Source organism: Dinoroseobacter sp. PD6 (assembly GCF_028807315.1).
Lineage (GTDB): Bacteria > Pseudomonadota > Alphaproteobacteria > Rhodobacterales > Rhodobacteraceae > Dinoroseobacter > Dinoroseobacter shibae.
On sequence record NZ_JARAMN010000001.1, the window covers coordinates 93,161 to 114,267 of the forward strand.

8 protein-coding genes are annotated in these 21,107 nt (G+C 69.2%); all 8 read left to right on the plus strand.

The annotated features are described in order from the left end of the window. The first annotated feature begins 543 nt into the window (after nt 1-543). The 8 genes from PVW48_RS00425 (at nt 544) to PVW48_RS00460 (ending at nt 21,094) form a co-directional block, all read left to right on the plus strand. The gene (locus PVW48_RS00425) at nt 544-8,187 is read left to right on the plus strand and encodes a type I polyketide synthase (RefSeq protein ID WP_274579788.1); all 7,644 of its coding nucleotides are present in this window, start codon (nt 544-546) and stop codon (nt 8,185-8,187) included. After that, entirely contained in the window at nt 8,184-13,079 is a 4,896-nt protein-coding gene (locus PVW48_RS00430; protein WP_274579789.1) for a type I polyketide synthase, read from the plus strand. The genes PVW48_RS00425 and PVW48_RS00430 overlap by 4 nt, the downstream gene beginning before the upstream one ends. A 19-nt stretch (nt 13,080-13,098) precedes the next feature. Then, on the plus strand, nt 13,099-13,389 hold the full coding sequence (locus PVW48_RS00435; protein WP_012178631.1) for an acyl carrier protein: 291 nt from the start codon (nt 13,099-13,101) through the stop codon (nt 13,387-13,389). A 14-nt stretch (nt 13,390-13,403) separates the two neighbouring features. Further along, nucleotides 13,404-15,008, plus strand: a complete 1,605-nt coding sequence (locus tag PVW48_RS00440) for an alkaline phosphatase family protein (protein WP_274579790.1) — start codon at nt 13,404-13,406, stop codon at nt 15,006-15,008. Between the two features lie 3 nt (nt 15,009-15,011). Further along, the gene (locus tag PVW48_RS00445) at nt 15,012-15,929 is read left to right on the plus strand and encodes an alpha/beta fold hydrolase (protein ID WP_012178629.1); all 918 of its coding nucleotides are present in this window, start codon (nt 15,012-15,014) and stop codon (nt 15,927-15,929) included. Further along, entirely contained in the window at nt 15,926-18,577 is a 2,652-nt protein-coding gene (locus PVW48_RS00450; protein ID WP_274579791.1) for an NAD-dependent epimerase/dehydratase family protein, read from the plus strand. Before PVW48_RS00445 ends, PVW48_RS00450 begins: the two co-directional genes overlap by 4 nt. Nucleotides 18,578-18,635: 58 nt before the next feature. Further along, nucleotides 18,636-20,063, plus strand: a complete 1,428-nt coding sequence (locus PVW48_RS00455) for a tetratricopeptide repeat protein (protein WP_274579792.1) — start codon at nt 18,636-18,638, stop codon at nt 20,061-20,063. A gap of 68 nt (nt 20,064-20,131) precedes the next feature. Continuing rightward, entirely contained in the window at nt 20,132-21,094 is a 963-nt protein-coding gene (locus PVW48_RS00460) for an NAD-dependent epimerase/dehydratase family protein (RefSeq protein WP_274579793.1), read from the plus strand. The last annotated feature ends 13 nt before the right edge of the window (nt 21,095-21,107 follow it).

Here is a 21,107-nt window from a genome sequence, read left to right on the forward strand (position 1 = left end):
TAATTCCTGGGCGCCTCGCGCAATTTGCTCGCTTCCTGTGCGCCCTCGGGGGGAGATTTCTTGACAAGGGTCAAGGCTATCCATCAAAGGGGGGCATGTGTGGGATCGAGTTTACGAATGCGTAACCTTTTACCGTCAGGCAGATCTGCGGAAGGAAAGGGGCCGCACGTGATCGGGACATGGGCGCGTTTTGGCCAAGTTGCAGCCCCTGTGCAGGTGCGAAACTTGATAGAATTGCGCCGAAGCGATAGGCTGTCAGGATTGGTTTTGCCAAGATATGCTGCATTGCAATATACGCGGGGCCTTCGGGCCCTGATGGAATTTGATCTTCGCGGGCGGTGGGCCGCTAACGTTGCGGTAACGCGCCGGTGGATAGACAGTCATGGTGCTGAAAGCGCGCAAGTGTGAGATGGGGGGTCTTCTGACCCGTCCAAGGGTGTAGACAGAGAACGGTGGTTGCGCCCGGCGAGCGGGGCAGAAGGCCGAGTATTTGTGAATTTCATTGTAGGAGTGACCTGTATGCCATTGACGAAGAGTGATTTTATGATCTTCGCCAGTTCGGTTCCCAACAAGATCACTCCGGGGATTGCGATTTCCGCCAGCCGTGCGGGCCATTGGGGGATCCTCGACCTCGAGTTTGCGGATGCGGCTGCGCCAGCGGTGCGCCGGGCACTGACGGACGTCGCGGCCAAGGCCCGCGGACGCTGGGGGCTGAAGCTGTCCAGCGGATCCGCGGCGGAGTTTGTTGCAGGTGCAGCACAGTCCGTGTCGGAGCCCGCTTGTGTCATTCTGGTGCCCGAGGACGCGGCCTCGCTCGCCTGCGCCGTCGACGCTGTGCGCGCCGCGGTTCCGGACGCAAGTGTTCTGGTGGAGCTCATCGATACCACCTTCCTCGCCGCGGCGGAGGCTGCCGGGGTCGACGGGGTCGTGGCCAAGGGGCACGAGGCGGGCGGACGGGTCGGGGACGAGACCACGTTCCTGCTGCTCCAGCGCTTGACGAAAGCAACCGATTTGCCGGTGATCGCGGCCGGCGGCGTGTCGGTCAACACGGCGGCCGCGCTGAAGGTGGCCGGGGCGCGGGGCATTCTGCTGGACTGGCCACTTTGCGCCTTCGAGGAGGCGGAGTTGCCCGCGCCGATGCTGCGCGCGATCACGCGGATGGATGGCAGCGAGACCAACTGTCTAGGCCAGGATTTCGGCGCCGGGCATCGGGTGTTCTGGCGGGCCGACCACAAGCCTGCGCGGGCGCTGGACATGCTCGACATTCCCGGCAGCGATTCGGTGGCGTTTCGCGCCGCGGTGAAGGCGGCGGTGAATGCCGACGATCCGGTCTGGCTCGTGGGGCAGGACGCGGCTTTTGCCGCCGGGCTCAAGGCGCGGTTCGGCACCTTGCCCGCGCTGCTCGACGGGCTTGCGGCGGGGGCCGAGGCGCTGGTGGCCGAGGCGCGCGCGACCACGCCGCTCGCCGAGGGCAGCCCCCTGACGGAGGTGACGGGCACGCGTTATCCCATCATCCAGGGTCCGATGACCCGGGTCAGCGATGTGGCGGAGTTCGCCGTGTCGGTGGCCGAGGGCGGGGCGCTGCCGTTTTTGGCGTTTGCGCTGATGCGCGAGGCGGAGTGCGCCGCGCTGCTCGAAGAGACCAAGGCGCGGATCGGGGACAGGCCGCTGGGCTTGGGGATCCTGGGGTTCGTGGACGACGCCTTGCGGGCCGAACAGACAGCTGTGATTGCCGCCCATAAACCCGATTTCGCCCTGATTGCGGGCGGACGGCCCGACCAGGCGCTGGCGCTGGAAGCCGAAGGCATCCCCACGTGGCTGCACGTGCCCTCACCGGGGCTGCTGGCGCTGTTTCTCGAAAGCGGCGCGCGGCGGTTCATCTTCGAGGGGCGCGAATGCGGCGGCCATGTGGGCCCGCGGTCCAGCGCCGTCCTGTGGCAGCAGGCCATCGACGCGCTGGAGGCTTACTACGGCCCGGACGCGCCGATCGATTGCGAGCTTCTGTTCGCGGGCGGGGTGCATGACGCCACCTCCGGCGCGATGGTCTCGGCGCTCTCGGCGGGGCTGGCGGCGCGGGGGGCGAAGATCGGTGTCGTGGTCGGCACGGGCTATATCCTGACGCGCGAGGCGGTCGCCAGCGGCGCGGTGTTGCAGAAGTACCAGGAGCTGGCGCTGACCTCGGCCAAGACGATGCTGCGGGAATCCGCGCCGGGGCATGCGACCCGCGTGGTCGAGAGCCCGATCGTGGACGAGTTCTTCGCCGAAAAGGCGCGGCTGCGCTCGGAAAAGGTCGATCCGGACGAGATCAAGGACCGGTTGGAGCGGCTGAATGTCGGCCGGTCGCGGATCGCCTCCAAGGGGATCGACCGCAACCCGGATTACGGCAAGGTCGCGGGGGCGGAGAAGTTCGTCGCCATGACGCCGGAGGCGCAGGAAAAGCTCGGCGTCTACATGATCGGGCAGGCGGCGAGCCTGCATTCCGAGCCCACGACGATTGCCGCGTTGCACGGCGCGATCTGCACCGACTCCGCGGCGCTGTTGCAGGCGGCCGCACCCGCGCCCGCGGCCCGGCCCATGGCCCCACCCGAGGAAGGCCCCGGCGCGCGGATCGCGATCACCGGGGTGGGCACGATCCTGCCCAAGGCGCGGGATTTCGCGGCCTATTGGGAGAACATCCTCGACGCGGTGGACGCGATCGAGGAGGTGCCGGAGCGACGCTGGGACTGGCGGCGGTATTTTGACGAGAACCGCGATGCGCCGGACAAGATCTATTCCAAATGGGGCGGGTTTCTCGACGAGATCGATTTCAACCCGGTCAAATACGGCATCCCGCCCAAGACCATGCCGAGTATCGAGCCGCTGCAGCTTCTGGCGCTGGAGACGGTGCGCCAGGCGTTGGAGAATGCGGGCTTCAAGGACGGCGTGATCGAGGATGCGGAGCTGCGGCGCAAGACCTCCGTCATCATCGGTGTGGGCGGCGGCGCGGGGCCCTTGGGCCAGCGTTACGCGGTGCGCTCGTCCATGCCCGCGATCAATGGCGCCATGACCGAGGTGGCCGATGCCCGGCTGCCGACCTGGACCGAGGACAGCTTCCCCGGGATCCTGCTGAACGTCATTGCCGGGCGCGTGGCGAACCGGTTCGATCTGGGCGGTGTGAACTTCACCGTGGACGCGGCCTGTGGCTCGTCGCTCGCCGCCGTGATGATGGCCTCGCGGGAGTTGGAGAACCATACCTCGGACATGGTGATCGTCGGCGGCGCCGACAGCTTCCAGAATCCCTTTGATTTTGTGGCGTTTTCCAAGACGCGGGCGCTGTCCCCCCGGGGCCGCTGCCGGACTTTCGATGCCAGCGCGGACGGGATCGCGATCTCCGAGGGCCTGGCGATGATGGTGCTGCGGCGTCTTGATGCGGCCGAGGCGGCGGGCGACCGGATCTACGCGGTGCTGCGCGGGGTTGCGGGGTCGTCGGACGGCAAGGATTTGTCCCTGACGGCGCCGCGGGCCGAGGGCCAGCAGGAAGCGCTGCGCCGGGCCTATGCCCATGCGGGGATCTCGCCGGGCACCGTGGGCGCGGTGGAGGCGCATGGCACCGGCACCGTGGTCGGCGACCGCACCGAGATCCAGAGCCTGTCTAAGGTCTTTGCCGAGGCCCGCGACGACCGGCAGTTCTGCGGCGTGGGGTCGGTCAAGTCGATGATCGGCCATACCAAAGCGGCGGCGGGTTGCGCAGGCATGATCAAGATGGCCATGGCGCTGCATCACCGGGTGCTGCCCGCGACCCTCAATGTCACCGAGCCGAACCCGTCGGCGGATTTTCCCAACAGCCCTTTCTACGTGCTGACCGAGACGCGGCCCTGGCTCAACCCGACCGACACGCCGCGCCGGGCGGGGGTGAGTGCCTTCGGCTTTGGCGGCACGAATTTCCACGTGGTGCTGGAGGAATATACCGGCGGCTACCTGCCCCGGCACCAGGCCCCGTTCCGGCGCGACTGGACCCATGAGCTGTTCGTGTTCTCGGCCGCCTCGCAGACGGATCTTGCCGACGCGCTGAAACGGGCCTCCGGGGCCATGGCGCAAGCCCCCAGCGGTGTGCGCGCGGCGGATGTAGCGGCGAGCCTGGCCAAGCGGTTTGACCCGAGCGCCAAGGCGCGGTTCGCGATCGTGGCGGGCTCGCTCGAGGATGCCAGCGCGCGCATTGCCCGGGCGGCCGAGGGGCTGCGCTCGGACGCGGGCGATCTGCGCTCGGTCGATCCCATGGGTGCGTTTTTCTCTGCCGAGGCGCCGGTGACGCCCGAGCAGGTGGCGTTCCTCTTCCCGGGGCAGGGGTCGCAGTATCCCGGCATGGCGGCGGACCTGACCATGACCTTCCCGCAGGTGCGCGAGGACCTGGAGGCGGCGACACGGACCCTGTCGGCGCGGCTGGACACGCCCCTGTCGGAGCGGATCTTCCCGCGGCCCACCCTCGATCCCGAGGAGCGTGACGCGCAGATCGAGGCATTGAAGCGCACGGACGTGGCCCAGCCCGCGATCGGGGCCGTGTCGCTCGCGCTGCTGAACCTGGTGCGGAGCTTCGGTCTGGAGGCCCACCGGATGGCCGGGCACAGTTTCGGGGAATACACCGCGCTCCACGCGGCGGGCAGTTTCGATGCGGCGACCCTGCTGGGGCTGGCCCATGCGCGCGGCGATGCCATCGTGCAGGCGGGCGGCGACGACCTGGGCACCATGGCGGCGGTCAATGCGGGGCCGGAGGCGGTGCGCGCGGCCCTGGGCGATGCGCCCGAGGTGACGCTGGCCAACATGAACGCGCCGGATCAGACGGTGATCGCCGGGCCGACCCAGGCGGTTCTGGCCGCCGAGCAGCGGCTGAGTGCCGCGGGGCTGAGTGCCAGGCTTTTGCCCGTGGCCTGCGGGTTCCATTCGGATTGTGTGGCCCCGGCCCGCGACCGGCTGGCCGCCGCGCTGGAGACCGCCGAGATCGCCGCACCCGGGCGCGTGGTCTATGCCAATGCCACCGCACAGGTGTATCCCGAGGTGCCGGAGGACGTGCGCGCGCAGCTGGCCCGGCACCTGGTCGATCCGGTGGATTTCCTCGGCAGCGTCCGCGCGATGCACGACGCGGGCGCGCGGCTTTTCCTTGAGATCGGGCCGGGGGCCGTCCTGTCGCGCCTGACCAACCGGATCCTGGAGGACAAGCCCCATCTCGCCCTGACCGCAGACATGAAGGGACGCTCCGGTATCCAGCAGTTCCTGTGCCTGTTGGGTGGCTCTGCCGCCGCGGGGCTGGAGATCGACCTCGCGCGGCTCTGGGACGGGCGGGAGACGCGCGATCTGGACGTGACCGGCTGGGACCTGAGCCTGCCCGAAGATCCGCAGCGCGCGATGCTTTGGAAGCTCGATGCCGCCAATGCCCGCCCCATCGATGGTGTGCCGCCGCGCAAGGGTTTTGCGGCGCGACTTGAAGAGGACCCCATGCCCCAGACTGCCCCCGTCCCGACGCCGCCCCCGGCCGCCGCCCCTGCGGCGAGCGTGGCTCCTGCGCAACTCGCGGCCCCTCAGACCGCGCCCGTGGTGGCCCCGGCGGGGCCCGCGACGGCCCCTGGGGCGGCGTCGCAGCCGGTCTCCGCGGCCTTGGCCGACAGCGTGATGAAGCGTCACCAGGAGCTGATGGCGAAGTTCCTCGACAACAATCGCGCGGTGATGATGCAGTGGCTGGCCGCCGGTCAGGCCGCGCCGGGTGTTGCTGCGCCGATGCCCGTGCCGCATGCCGCCGCGCCGGTCGCACCTGTGCCGACCCCGCCTGCGGTGGCCCCAGCCCCCGCGCCGTCCCCCGCGCCAGCACCGCAAGCTGCCCCGGCGGCGGCGCAGCCCCAGCCCGTGGCGACGCCCGCACCCGTCCCGGTGCCGGAACCTGCGCTCTCCGAGACGGCGGTGACCGACGCCCTTCTGGCGCTGATCTCGGACCGCACGGGGTATCCCACGGACATGCTCGACCCGGACCTCAACCTCGAGGCCGATCTCGGGGTCGACTCGATCAAGCGGGTGGAAATCCTCGGCGCCCTGCGCGGCGACCTTCTGCCCGATGCGGGCGAGGCCGCGCGGGAGAAGATGGGCCCGGTCTCGCGGGAACGCACCGTGCGCGGGATCGTTGCGAAGTTCATGGAAGTTGTGGCGGAGTTCGCGACCCCGGCTACGGCCCCCGCGCCCGAGGTAGCCGCGTCTGCGCCCGCCGCGCCGGCCCTGTCCGATACGGCAGTGACCGACGCCCTTCTGGCGCTGATCTCGGACCGGACGGGGTATCCGACGGACATGCTCGATCCGGACCTCAACCTCGAGGCCGATCTCGGGGTCGACTCGATTAAGCGGGTGGAGATCCTCGGCGCCCTGCGCGGCGACCTTCTGCCCGATGCGGGCGAGGCCGCGCGGGAGAAGATGGGCCCGGTGTCGCGGGAACGCACCGTGCGCGGGATCGTCGCGAAGTTCATGGAAGTGGTTGCGGAGTTCGCGGCCCCGGCTATGGCCCCCGCGCCCGCAGCGGCGGCGACCCCGGTGGCTGCGCAGGCCGAAGCCCCCCTCGCGGTCGATCCCGACAGCTGGCGTCCGCGCTTCATCATGTCCGCGCGACCGGTGCCTGCGCCCGCGGCGGAAAACTGGATCGTGCCCGGGGCCACCTATATCCTGACCGATGATGAGGCTGGCGTGGCCGAGGCGGTCGCGGCCCATCTGCAATCCCAGGGGGCCGGTGTGCGGCTCCTGTCGCCCGCGACCCTCGACTTTTCCGACGACGCGGCCCTGCGTGCGGCGGTGCGGGAGATGGACGGGGCGGTGGCCGGGGTCTTCCATCTGGCCCCCCTGCGCCCAGAGCCGCTGTTCGAAGAGATGGACCGGGACGCCTGGCGGGCCTCGGTCGATCGCTGCACGCGGGCCTTCTACAGCTTGCTGAACGAGCTCGGCGAGGGGCTGAGCGCGCGGACGGACGCGGTCGTGGTCTGCGCCTCGGCCATGGGGGGCGCGTTCGGCTTCGATGGCACCGTGCCCTCGGCGCCGGCGGCGGGCGGGGCGCCCGGGCTGCTGAAGACCGTGGCGAAGGAATGGCTGGACGTGCAGTGCCGCGCGGTGGATTTCGCCCCGGCGCTGGAGGCCGTGCGCAAGGCCGAGCTGGTGCTGGCCGAGGCGGGGTTCCGGGACGCGCCGGTGGAGATCGGCTATCTCGACGAGGCGCGACATGGTCTCTTTGCCGAGCCTGCGCCGCTCGGGGCCGAGGATCCCGTGACGCTGGATCTGCCACCGGGGGCGGTGGTCCTCGTGACCGGGGGCGCGCGCGGCATCACCGCCAAGATCGCCCGGCATCTGGCCGAGCTGCACAAACCTCATTTCGTGCTGGCCGGATCGACGCCGCCGCCCGAGGGGCCCGAGGCGCCGGAGACCGCCGGGATCGTCGAGGATCGGGCGCTGAAGGCCGCGCTGATCGCGGCGGCCAAGGCGGCGGGACGGCCCATCACGCCCGCGGCTATCGAGGCGGACTATCGCGCGACCCTCAAGGCGCGTGACATCCGCAGCGCCATGGCGGCCATCGCGGCGGCGGGCGCGACGGCGGAATATGTCGCCTGTGATGTGCGCGACCAGGATGCGCTGGAGGCGATGGTGGCCGACATCTACGCGCGGCACGGTCGGATCGACGGGGTGCTGCACGGCGCCGGGGTGATCGAGGACAAGCTGGTGCTCGACAAGACCGTCGAGAGCTTCGACAACGTCACCCGCACCAAGACCGAGAGCGCCTTTGCCCTGAGCCGGGCGCTGCGGCCCGAGGGGCTGAAATTCCTGGTGTTCTTCACCTCTGTCGCGGGCCGGTTCGGCAATCGCGGGCAGGGGGATTACGGTGCGGCGAACGAGACCGTCTCCAAGCTCGCCCGCGTGCTCGACGCGCGCTGGCCGGGCCGGGTGACCGCGGTCAGCTGGGGTCCTTGGGACAGCGGCGGCATGGTCTCGGCCGAGATCAAGGCCCAGTTCGACGCCATGAATATCGAGCCCATCGATCCCCGCCTCGGGGTGCGGGCGCTGGAGTTCGAGATCACCCGCGGCAGGGCGAGCGCCCCGGAGGTGGTTTGGGGACGCGGCCCGTGGGAGACGGATGCGGAGACCTACGCCCGCACCTACGGCGCAGGCGGCACCAGAGAGGCGGCGGAATGACAGCAGACGGTGCCCCCACGCGCCACGCTGACAACGAACCGATTGCAATCGTAGGCATTGCCTCGATCTATCCCGAGGCACCGGACACGGCCACCTATTGGCGCAACATCACCGACAAGGTGGATGCGGTGGCCGATGCCCCGGCCGATTGGTGCGCGGATCTGTTCTTTGACCCCGAGAGCGCGGATAACGACCGGATCTACACCAAGCGCGGTGGGTTCCTGCGCGATCTCGCGGTGTTCGACCCGCTGCGCCACGGGGTCATGCCGACCTCCATCGACGGGGGGGAGCCGGACCAGTTCCTCGCATTGCAGGTGGCCGCCGACGCGGTGGAGGATGCCGGTTTCGCCGCGCGCCCCGTCCCCGGCGACCGGGTGGCGGTGATCCTGGGCCGCGGCACCTATATCAATCGCGGCTTCACCAGCGTGGTGCAGCACGGGATCATGGTGGATCGCTTCCTGTCGATCCTGAAAAAGCTCCATCCCGAGACCGACGCGGAAGAGCTGGCCGAGGTCAAGGCGCAGCTCAAGGCCTCCCTGCCGCCCTTTAATGCGGAAATGGCCCCGGCCCTGGTGCCGAACCTGGTGACGGGGCGGATCTCCAACCGGCTGGACTTCAAGGGCGCCAATTACATCGTGGACGCGGCCTGCGCCTCGTCGCTCATCGCCATGGATCGCGGGGTTGCGGACCTGCGGGCGGGGCGGTGCGACATGGCGGTGGTGGGCGGTGTGCATGCCTCCACCCCCGCGCCGATCTACCAGATCTTCTGCCAGCTCGAGGCGCTGTCGCGGAAGGGGTCGATCAAGCCGTTCTCGGCCAATGCCGATGGCACGCTTCTGGGCGAGGGCGTCGGGCTGATGTGCATCAAGCGGCTTTCCGATGCGGAGGCCGCGGGCGACCGGATCTACGCGCTGGTGCGCGGGGTCGGCGTGGCCAGCGATGGCAAGGGGCTGGGTATTCTCGCCCCCCGGATCGAGGGGGAGACACTCGCGCTCCAGCGCGCCTATGAGGATGCCGGGGTCGATCCGGCCACCGTGGGGCTGATCGAGGCCCATGGCACGGCGACCGCCCTGGGCGACGCGACGGAGGTCGAGGCGCTGGTGGGCCTGATGGGGACGCGCGACAGCGACGCGCCGTCCTGCGCGCTGGGCTCGGTGAAGTCGATGATCGGGCATTGCCTGCCCGCCTCGGGCTCGGCCGGGATCATCAAGACCGCGCTGGCGCTCTATCACAAGACCCTGCCGCCCACCTTGCTGGACGAGGCGAACCCTGAGTTGGGGATCGAAGGCTCGCCGCTCTATCTGAACACCGAAACCAGGCCCTGGATCCACGGGCTGGACACGCCCCGGCGGGCGGGGGTGAACGCCTTCGGCTTCGGCGGGATCAATGCCCATACGGTGCTGGAAGAATATCGCGGCGGGGCGGAGCCTGCACCGAACCTCACCCGGTCGAGCGAGCTTCTGGTGGCGGGCGCGCCGGATGCGTCGGGACTGAGCGCACGGCTGGAGGCGCTGAAAACCGCGCTATCGGGCGACATGCCCCCGGCAGAGGTCGCGCGGGTCGAGAATGCCGCCCCGTGCCCCGGCCCCTGGCGCGCGGCCATCGTGGCCCGGGACGCGGGCGATGCCATGGCCAAGATCGACAAGATCCTCGGCCGGATCGCCAGCGGCAAGGACCGGCTCAGGGATCGCAAGGGGGCGTATCTGAACGCGGCACCGCTGGCCGCCACGGGCAAGGTCGCCTTCATGTTCCCCGGGGAGGGGAGCCAGCATCTGGGCATGCTGCGCGAGATCATGCTGCATTACCCCCGGATGCGGCAGTGGTTCGACCTGGTGGACGGGGCCTTCGCGGGCCATGGCCGCAACCTGCTGCCGAGCCAGGTGATCTTCCCGCCCCCCGGCACCGCCGAAGAGGGCGGCGCGCTGTGGCGGATGGATATCGGGCCGGAGGCGATTTTCGCGGCAAACCAGGCGGTTGCAGCGCTGTATGAAAGCATCGGCTTGCGCCCGGACATGCTGGTCGGCCATTCCACGGGGGAATACTCGGCGCTCTTTGCCGCCGGGGTGACGCGGCGCGAAGATCCGGCCGTTCTGCAGGCGGAGATGCGCGCGCTGAACGCGGAATACGAGGCGATGGCGGCCGAGGGGCTGATCGCCGAGGGCGCGCTGGTGGCGCTCGGCGCGGTGGATGGCGCGGCGCTGGAGGACAAGCTCGCGGGGCGCGACGATGTTTATCTGGCCATGGACAACTGCCCCAACCAGAAGGTCGTGGCGGCGTTTTCCGACGCGGGCCGCGACTATGCCCTGAGCCTCGCGCCCGCGCTGGGCGGGTTTGACGAGCTCTTGCCGTTCTCGCGCGCCTATCACAGCTCGGCCTTCGCACCGTTCAGCGCGCGGCTCGAAGGCTTCCTCGCGGGGATGCAGGTCGCGGCCCCCGAACGCCCGGTCTATTCCTGCCTAAGCACCGCGCCCTTTCCAGACACGCCCGACGCGATCCGCAAGCTGACCGCCGACCAATGGTCCGGGCGGGTGCGTTTCGTCGAAACGGTGGAGCGGATGTATGCGGACGGGGCGCGGATCTTCGTCGAATGCGGGCCGCGCAACAACCTGTCTGCCTTCGTGAACGACATCCTGCGCGGGCGCGATCATGTGGCCGTGGCGGTCGACACGCCGTCCTCCCAGGGGCTCGACCAGCTGCACCACATGGCCGCCCAACTGGTGGTGGAGGGGGTGACGCTCGACCTTGGCGCGCTGGCGGCCCCGGTGCGGGCGGTGGCGAAGCGGGCCGGTCCGAGCCGTCCGCAGGTGCTCAAGATGGGGGTGCAGCCCATGGATATCGCGTCGGTGCCCGAGCGGGCGCAGAGCGCGCCGCCCAAGGCACCGCCCGCGCCGAAACCCGCCCCCGCGGCACCGCCCCCCGCCGCGTCGCAAACCCGTCCCACCGCCAACTCGCCCGCCGCCCCGACACCGCCGAAGATGCCGGTGACGGTCGCCGCCGCACCCCGGCCGCAGCCCGCTCCCACCGCGCCTCCGGCAGAGGCCGAAGCGGTGGTCGACGCCTATTTCGACACGCTGGAGGGCTTCCTCGCCTCCGAGACCGAGATCATGGCCGCCTATCTCGGCACGGTGCCGGGACAGGCGGACGCGGCCCCCACGCCCATGCCCACCCCCGAGACCCAGGCGCCCCGGCGGTTCCCGATGCTCGGCGCGGTGACCCCGGCCCCCGACGGTCGCAGCCTGACCGCCCGGATCGAGATCGATCCGGCCCGCGCGCCCTACCTGCGCGATCACAGCTTCGGCCACGGCATTTCCCAGCGCGACCCGGAGCTGACCGGCCTGCCGGTGGTGCCGCTGACCTTCTCGATGGAAGCACTGGCCGAGGCCGCCGCGGCCCTGCGCCCAGACCTCGTGGTGACAGGGATGCGGGAGGTGCGCGCCTCGCGCTGGTTCGCCCTGGATCGCCCGCCCCTGGTGGTGGAGGCTGCGGCAGAACTGCGCGAAGAGGGGCCCGTGACCGTGGTGCGCGTGCGGATCCGCGCCGCCGACGGCCCGGCGCTGCGCCCGATCCTGATCGAGGCGGATGTGACGCTGGCCCCCGCGCGCCCGGAGGCGCCCCCGGCCCAGCCGCAAAGCTATGGCGCCCTGCGCGACGCGCCCTGGTCGCTTGCGGATGTCTACGGCAAGATCATGTTCCACGGTCCCAAGCTGCAGGCGGTGGAGGCCATGGATGTGGTCGGCACGGGCGGGGTGGAAGGCACCCTGATCGGGCTGCCCCATGACGCGCTCTATGCCGGGGTCGCCGACCCGGGCTTCGAGACCGACGCCATTACCCTTGACGCGGTGGGCCAGCTGGTCGGCGTCTGGTCGGCGGAAATGCTGCCCGAGGCGTTCCACATCTTCCCCTTCCGGGTCGAGGCGCTGGAGATCTTCCGCGACCGCCTCGCCCGTGGCGAGCGCGCGCGCTGCCGCGCGACCATCGATCTGGTGGGTGCGGACGAGATGCGCGCCGATATCGACGTGGTCTCGGCCGACGGGCGGCTGCAATGCCGGATCGCGGGCTGGTGGGACAAGCGGTTCAACCTGCCCGAGCGGTTCTTCCGGGCCCGGCTCGACCCGCCGCGCAATCCGCTCTCGGCGCCCATCGCGCTGCCGGGGGGCGCGCCGTTGCCCGAGGGCTGCGCGCTGCATCTTTGCGACGAGATCGGTGACGATCTGCTGGACGGCTCCGGCGGGATCTGGGCCAAGGTGCTGGCGGGGCTTGTCCTGTCCCGGGCCGAGCGGGCGGAATTCGCCGCCATGGACGGGGCCACGGACAAGCGGCGCTGGGAATGGCTGCGCGGGCGCGCGGCGGCCAAGGATGCGGCCCGCGCGGTGCTGGGCCGCGCGCTCGCGCCCGCTGACATTCCCCTGGTCGTGCCGGGGGAGGATGCAGGCCCGGTGATCGACCCGACCCTGCCGCCCGCCTGGGGGCCTGCGCCGCTGATCTCGATCGCCCACAAGGGCGCGCGCGCGCTGGGCCTGGCGGCCGATCCGCGCCGCTATGCCGGGGTGGGCGTGGATCTCGAAGAGATCGCGCCGCGCACGCCTGCGTTCCTGGAGACCGCCTTCACCCCCGCCGAGCGCGCCTCGATCATGGCCCTGCCCGAAGGACAGCCGCGCGATACGGCAGCGACCCGCTATTGGTGCGCAAAGGAAGCAGTCGGCAAAAGCTTCGGGCTCGGCCTCGCCCAGGCCCTTGATCGTTTCGAGGTTCAGGGTGATGGAATGGACGCCCCGCCCGTGATTGTTCGGGATCTGTCAACACACACCGATATTGCGGTGACCGCGACGGCCGAGCTTGCGCCGGGCCTGATCGCCGCCGTCGTGCTCAGACCGCAGGACGCAGGAAATTGAAAGGCCAGAGGATAAAACCATGACCCCCGTGAGCTATGATGACGCCTACAAGGTGATGCAGGAGATTTTCGAGGATCTTGCCGACGACCTGGGCGAGGACGAGATCGACCTGAAACCCGAGAGCAAGGTGCTCGACCTCGGGGTGGAATCCATCAGCCTCGTCTACCTTATTTCCGAGTTGCAGCAGAATTACGGCCTGGGCGACCAGCTGTTCCGTAAAATGCGCGAGGAGGATCAACTTCTTAAGGATATGACCGTAGACGATATCCTCAAAGCGGTGGTCGCGCTCAGCGCCCGGCAGAACGCCTGAGGAAGGACCCGGAGATGTCACAGACGAAAATTCAGACGGTTATCATTGGCCTTGATGGGGCGACCTACGACATGCTCGACCACCTGGTCGCGGAGGGGGTCATGCCCAATTTGGGGCGTATCATGGCCGAAGGCGCGCGCGGGATCCTGGCCTCGACGATCCACCCGCTGACCCCGCCGGCCTGGGCCACGCTGATGACCGGGCGCAGCCCCGGCAATCACGGTGTGTTCGACTTCATCCGGGTCGACCGCGAAGGGTCCAAGCCCAGCTACACGCTGGCGACCTCGGCGGATGTGAAGGTGCCGACCATCTGGCAGATCGCGAGCGCCGCCGGCAAGCGGGCGACGACCCTGAACTACCCGGTGATGTTCCCGGCCAAGCCGATCGACGGGGTGGTGATCCCGGGCTATGTGCCCTGGTCCTATCTCGGCCGCGCCATCCACCCGCGCGAGACCTTCAAGATGCTCAAGGCCAAGGGTGTGTTCAAGGCCTCCGAGATGTCCACCGACTGGCAGCATGAGCGCAAGGCCGTGCAGGGCCTGTCGGAGAACCAGCTGACCGATTGGGTGCAGTTCCACATCACGCGGGAGCAGCGCTGGCAGGACATCCTGCTGACGCTGATGGAGGAAGAGCCGTCAGAGCTGACAGCCGTTCTGTTCGACGGCGTCGACCGGATCCAGCACCTCTGCTGGCACCTGATCGACCCGGTCAGCCGGGACGACTACACCACGCCGGACTCGGTGGCGGCTCGGGAGCTGGTGCTGCAATATTTCCGCAACGTGGACGACTACCTGGTGCAGATCATCGACAAGGCCGGGCCGCAGGCGCAGGTCTTCATCGTGTCCGATCACGGCTTTACCCGCTCGGGCACGCGGATCTTCTATGCCAACACCTTCCTCGAACATGCGGGGCTCCTGACCTGGAACGCGGGCGTGGCAATGGACGACCAGGGCCGCGTGGCGCTCGACGAGAATACCGAGGCCAGCACCCTGATCGACTGGGCCGAGACCAAGGCCTATTCGCTCAGCTCGTCCTCCAACGCGATCTTCATCCGCCGCGCGGCCAAGCCGGGCGATCCCGGCGTCACCGATGCGGAGTACGAGGCGTTCCGCGACGACCTGATCGCGCAGCTTCTGGCCTTCACCGATCCCGAGACCGGCAAGCCGGTGATCAAGTCGGTGTTCAAGCGCGAAGATGCCTTCCCCGGCACCCAGACCGAGCGCGCCCCGGACCTGACCCTGCAGCTCCATGATTACAGCTTCCTGTCGGTGCTGCGCGCGGACCAGCCGATCAAGGACCGGCGCGTGCCCTATGCCACCCACCACCCCGACGGCATCTTCGTGGCCACCGGGCCGGGGATCGCGGCGGGCACGGCGCTCGACCGGCTGCAGATCGCCGATGTGGCGCCCACGGCGCTCTATTCCTGCGGGGTCGAGGTGCCCTCGGAGATGGAGGGCAAGGTGGCCGAGCAGGCCTTCGCCGAGGCCTACAAGGCTGACAACCCGATCCGTTATACCGCGGGCGAGGGGGCGGCGGCGGGCGATACCGACGACGCGGCCCTGACCGGCGACGCCGAAGAGCAGATCCGCGAACGCCTGAAATCCCTCGGGTATCTCTGAGCCATGCCGAGAGCTTCCCTGCGCGGGCATACGATCCATTACCAGCAGATCGGGGACGGTCCCGATGTGGTGCTGATCCATGGGTTGTTCTGCAACATCGCCTTCTGGTGGTTCCGCGTGGCGCCCCAACTGGCCGAGCGGTTCCGCGTGACCGCGCTCGATTTGCGCGGGCACGGGTTCTCGGCGATGTCCGACGAAGGCTACCGCACGGTGGACCTGGCGGGCGACGTGGTCGCACTGATGGACCATCTCGGGATCGAGAAGGCCCATGTGATCGGGCACAGCTTCGGCGGGGCCGTGGCGCTCGCCGTGGCCACGATCGGCTCCGACAAGGTCCGGCGCCTGAGCCTCGTGGATGCCTGGGTGCCCTCGCTGCAGAAGATGCCGCCTTTGTCGGATACCAGCTCCTGGCCCGCCCTGCAAAAACGCCTGCGGGAGCGGGGCATCGTCATCGAGGGGGAGCTGCCCCGCGTCGCCCACGGGTTTTTCGAGGAACTGCTGGAGACCGATCGCGGCCCCTCGCGTGGGCAGGCCCGCGGCTTCGGCGATGCGGCGGTGCTGGCGGCCATGCCCGTGAGCGCGGGTCGGGACCGGCGCCCGTCCCGCGCCATGCGCCGCTGGCGCGAGTTGATGGCGCGCACCAACGCCCATGAGGAGCTGCACGATCCCACCGGGCTCGAAGAGGACCGCATCCGCAGCTTCACGCGCCGGGTCGACCTGGTTTACGGCGCGCGCTCGCGGTATCTCGATACGCGCGACGGGCTGGCGCGGTTGATGCCCGAGGCGCGCAGCATCACGGTGCCCAATGCGGGGCACTTCTTCCCGTTGCTGAACCCGGACGCGCTCCTGAGTGCGCTGGAGACACCGGACCCTCCGGCGCCCGGGCGGCGCTGGGCAAGGAATGAGCGAGCGAGTTTGTGACCGATTTGCGTAAAGAAGGCGGCTCAGACGGGGTCGATCCGCTGCGGGGTGTGCGGCCGCACCCGGAGGCGGGCCCGGCCCTGACCGCGGGCAATTTCCGGCGTCTGGCCAAGAACGGCATCGGCGATCCGGCCAATGCCTATGTCCACGGCATGGAGTATTTCGAGGGCCGTCTTTATTGTGGCATGACCCGCAACTCATTCAAACTGCTCAACCTTTTCCCGCCGATTGACCCGCCTGCGCTGGACCCCTGGCCGGTGGACGTGCCCCCCAATGTGCGCGATCTCGACATGCAGGGCCAGATCTGGCGCTGGACCCCCGAAGACGACAGTTGGGAAATGGCCTATCGCTCGCCGCTGATCGAGGGCAAGACCGGAGAGGAGGCGCCGCGCGACCTCGGCTACCGCGGCATGCGGGTGTTCCAGGGCAAGTCCGACCGCAAGCCGAACCTTTATGTCTCGACCATGTCCACGGTGCTGCGCGGCTGTGCGGCCCATGTCCTGCGCTCCGAGGACGGGCTGAATTTCGAGCCTGCCTGCGAGCCGGGCATCGGCAACGACAACATCTCGACCTTCCGGGAGCTGGTGGATTTCGACGGCTACCTCTACGCGCCCCCCGCGGGCGAGGGGATCCAGTTCAACTCCAACCGCACCGGCGTGCTGAAACGCTCCAACGACCCGCGCCCCGGCAACTGGGAGACCGCCTGCGACCTGGGCTTCGGCGACAAGACCAACAACGGCATCTTCATGATGGCCAAGGCCAACGACCAGCTCTATGCCGGGACGTTCAACAATTACGAAGGCTACCAGGTCTGGACCACGCCGCGGTGCGGCGACGGGCCCCTGCAATGGCGCCGGGTGATCGAGAAGGGCGCCTATCGCGGCCCGCTGTCGGAGATCGCCATGGGCATGGTGGAATTCAACGGCGCACTCTATGTCGGCTCCTCGATCCAGAACGGCGGCTATGACCGCACCAACCTGGTGGGTCCCGGCGCGGGGGAAATCATCCGCATCTGGCCCGATGACAGCTGGGATCTGCTGATCGGGATGCCGCGGGACACGCCGCAGGGGTTCAAATACCCGCTCTCGGGGATCGCACCGGGCTTCGACAACATCTTCTCGGGCTACACCTGGCGGATGTGCGTCCATGACGGCTGGCTTTATGTCACCACCTTCGACTGGTCGGTCTTCCTGCAATACGCCCACCGCCCGTCGCCCACGGCCAAACGACTGGTCGACGCGGTCAGCTTCGAGCAGCTGGCGGAGGTCGGCGGCGGCTTTGAGCTCTGGCGCACCAAGGACGGGGTGAACTGGCAGCCGGTGACGATCAACGGGCTCAACAACCCCTACAATTACGGCGGCCGCACCATGGTCTCCACCCCGCACGGCCTGGCGGTGGGCACCGCCAACGTGTTCGGCGGCAAGAGCCCGGCGCGCTTCGCCTCGGGCTGGCAATATGTCGAGAACCCCGATGGCGGCACCGAGATCCTGCTGGGCGATCACAACATCAAGCCCTACGAGACCCCCGCACCCGTGCGCAGCGCCGAGGTGGCCGATATCGCCGCCCCCAAACGCACCCGCCGCTGCGACATCGCGATCACCGGCTGCACCGGGTTCATCGGCACCAACCTGATCCCCAAGCTGCTGGCGAAGGGCTACACCATCCGCGCGCTGGTGCTGCCGGGCACGGGCGACGTGCTGCCCGACAGCCCGCAGATCGAGCTGATCGAGGGCGGGCTGGGGGATACCGACGCGCTGGCCCGGCTGGTGGAGGGCGCGCGGGTTGTCCTGCACATGGCCGCGCGGCTGGCGGGGTCCTGCACCCTGGTCGAGCTGCGCGAGACCAACGTGGAAGGCACCCACAACCTGATCCGGGCGGTCAACGCCGCGGGCGCCTGCGCGCGCTTTGTGTTCTGCTCCTCGGTCGCGGCCTACCAGAACCAGTTCGCCGAGGCGGAATGGCCGATCCACGAAAGCTCCGCCCTGCGCGTGGATGGCGGGCACGACCTGTCCGATTACGGCATGACCAAGATCGCCGGCGAGAACCTCGCGCGCTTCTATGGCCGCAAGTTCGGCTACGAGCACGCCATCCTGCGCTTTGCGCTGGTCTACGGCGTGGGCGATCCGCTGGTCGATCCCATGGTCAAGACCGAAGCGCCCAAGCCCGAGTTCGGCAAGGGCCAGCAGGGCGAGCAGCCGCGCCAGTTCGTCCATGTCACCGACGCGGTGGAGGCGATCCTGCGCGCCTGTTTCGAGCCCGGCGCCCGGAACGAGACCTTCACCGTGGCGGGGCCGGACGTGATCACCTATCGTGACATGGGGCGGATGACCCGCATCGCGATCGGCAAGGCCAGCAAGGATGACCTGGACCCGGACCGCACCCGCGTCTGGCGCCGTTACGTGCAGCAATACGATATTTCGAAAGGGAAGAATAAACTCAAATTTTATCCCTCGGTCCCGTTTGCGGAGGGCTTGCGGGAGATTGTCGAGGCGGCCCAGGCCAAGGGGGAGCTTCCGCGCCCCGGCCAGGCGCCGCGCCTGGCAAGACCGGGTATCGACCGTCCCCAGCGCGTCCTGACCGAGGGGCAGGGCGCGGATGCGGCTGACCTGCCACAAGAGACAAGGGGCGCTGCGATCAGCGCCGAGTAACACATTGAAAGAAGCGGGGTGCAGAATGCAGTCCGACAACAACAGAGGAGCAACGTCTATGTCCGATACTCAGGAATGGACACCGAACGTTCAGCAAGTTGGTGGCAATCAGAACGAAGCCATGAACTACGTCCGCAGTCTGCTGCGCGAGGGCCGCACGGACGAGGCGCGGGCCGAGTTGCAGATGATGATCGAGGCCGACCCCCAGGACACCCGGGCGATGATGGCCTTCGCGATGTCGCTGGTGCGCGAACAGCGGCTCGAAGAGGCCGCGCCCTATGTCGAGCGCGCGCTCGAGGTAGAGCCGGGCAATACCATCGCCGCCCTGATGGGCGCCCAGATCGGCGTGCGCGGCGGCAATGCAGAATATGCCGAGGCGCATTACCACAAGGCGCTGCAGGCCGATCCGCGCAACATGCGCGCGCTGATGGGGCTGGCGCGGCTGCACGGCCAGAACCAGAAGCCCGAGGCGGCGATCGAGGTGCTTCAGACCGCGCTGGAGGTGGATCCGCAATCCGCCCGTGTCCGGCGCCAGTTGGCCACGCTGCTGCAGCGGACCGAGAAGACCGAAGAGGCCAAGGCGCAGCTGCGCGCGGCGCTCACCGCGAACCCGAACGACCAGGGCGCGTCGGTGCAACTGGCCAATATCTGCATGCGCGCCGGGGATACCGCCGAGGCGATCCAGGTGCTCGAGACCGCGCTCGAAGCCCAGCCCGACAATCGTCGCCTGACCATGTCGCTGGGCCGGATGCGCCTGCGGGCCGAGGATTACGCCGGGGCCGAGGCGACCTTGCGGCCCCTGACCACCGGGCAGCGCGGCGGCATGGCGCGGATCGCGCTGGTCCAGGCGCTGATCCCGCAGGGCAAGCTGACCGAGGCGCGAACGCTGCTGGCAAGCTCCTCGCGCGGGGCGCGGACGCCCTCGCTGGTGCATCGTCTCTATGGCGACGCGTTCGTGGCCGAAGAGAAGTGGAGCGCGGCGGAGAAATCCTATCGCGCGGCGGTCTCGGCCCTGCGCGAAGGCGGCGACGAGATGCTGGCCAGGATCGACGCCCAGAAGGCCGCCAACCCAAAGGCGACGGGCGCGGACCTGATGAAGATCTACACCGACGCGTTCGAGGCGCGCCGGGCCGAGCAGGTCGCGCAGCGCCAGGCCCAGGATCCGGCCGAGGCGCGCGAACGGCGCCGGGCCGCCCGGGCGGAGCGGCGCGACGGTCCCAATGCGGAGCGGCGTCGCCAGGTGCTGCAGCGGCTTGCCCAGCAGCGGCGCGCCAACAATGCGGCCGGCACCGCGGCGGGGCCCCAGGCCGGCGGCGGATTGCGCGCCCGCATCCAGGAGCGGCGCGCCCAGCAAGCGGCCGGGACCGCCCCGGCGGCCGCCGGCGGCGTGACTGGGGAGGTGATCCCGCCGCGCGGTGGCGGGGGCGGCCGGTTGCGCAACCTGATCGCCCGGCGCCGGGGCACCCCCCCGGGCGCCCAGTCCTGACCGGAACCACCTGAGCCTCGAACCCGGGCGCAGCCGCGCCCGGGGCAGACTTTTGCGGAGAGATCCAAGTGCGCATTCTCGTGACCGGACCGACCGGCGCCATCGGGCAATATGTCCTCGAAGGGCTGATGCAGACCGACCATGACGTGCGCGTGCTGTCCCTGCCGGACAGCCTGCACCGCATCAATTTCCGCGACCGGATCGAGATCGTGATGGGGGAGCTGTCTGACGACATCTCCCTCGCCGAGGCGGTGGAGGGGATCGATATCATCTACCACTGCGCCCTGGTGGGCCCGCCCCCGGCGATGTCCGCCGATCACATGATGCATGTGAACGCCGAGGGCACCCGCAACCTGCTGCGCCATGCGGCGGGCCGGGTGCAGCGTGTCGTGCTGTGCAGCTCGAACAACGTCTACACCCCCCACCGCGCGCCCGCCATGTGGCCCCTGCTGGATGACGCCCTGCGCGAGGCCCATGGCAACCCGCAACAGGTGGCGCTGGGCGAGTCGCTGATCGCCGCCGAGGACGCGGTGTTCGAGGCCCAGGCCCGCGACGGCCAGGACTATGCCATCCTGCGCCCGACGGTGGTGGCGGGCCGCAAATGCCCCTTCGTGGAGCAGATGATCATCTCGATCCTGCAGCAACCCGAGACCATCGAGGTCCAGCGCCGGATGTGGGATACGATGCAATGGGCCCATGGCTCCGACATCGCGGCGGCGGCGTTGCTGGTCGGCGAGCATCCCGAGGCCGCGAACCAGTGCTTCCTCGTGGCCGGCAGCGAGCCGATCACGATCTACGACGTGCAGGCCTATATCTGGGACATCATGAATGTCGGCAAGAGCGACAATCCCCACCGGGACATCGCCGAGCGCAACAATCTCGGCCTGTGCAAGTTCGAGCCGCGCAAGCTGCGCGCGCTTGGCTGGGCGCCCCGGGTGGACGTGAAATCCTGCATTACCGAGGTGCTCGGCCGGTTGGAGTTCTACTCCTCGGCCAGCATCAAGCTGCCGGCGCACATGGTCGGCGACTGATCGAGATGAACGG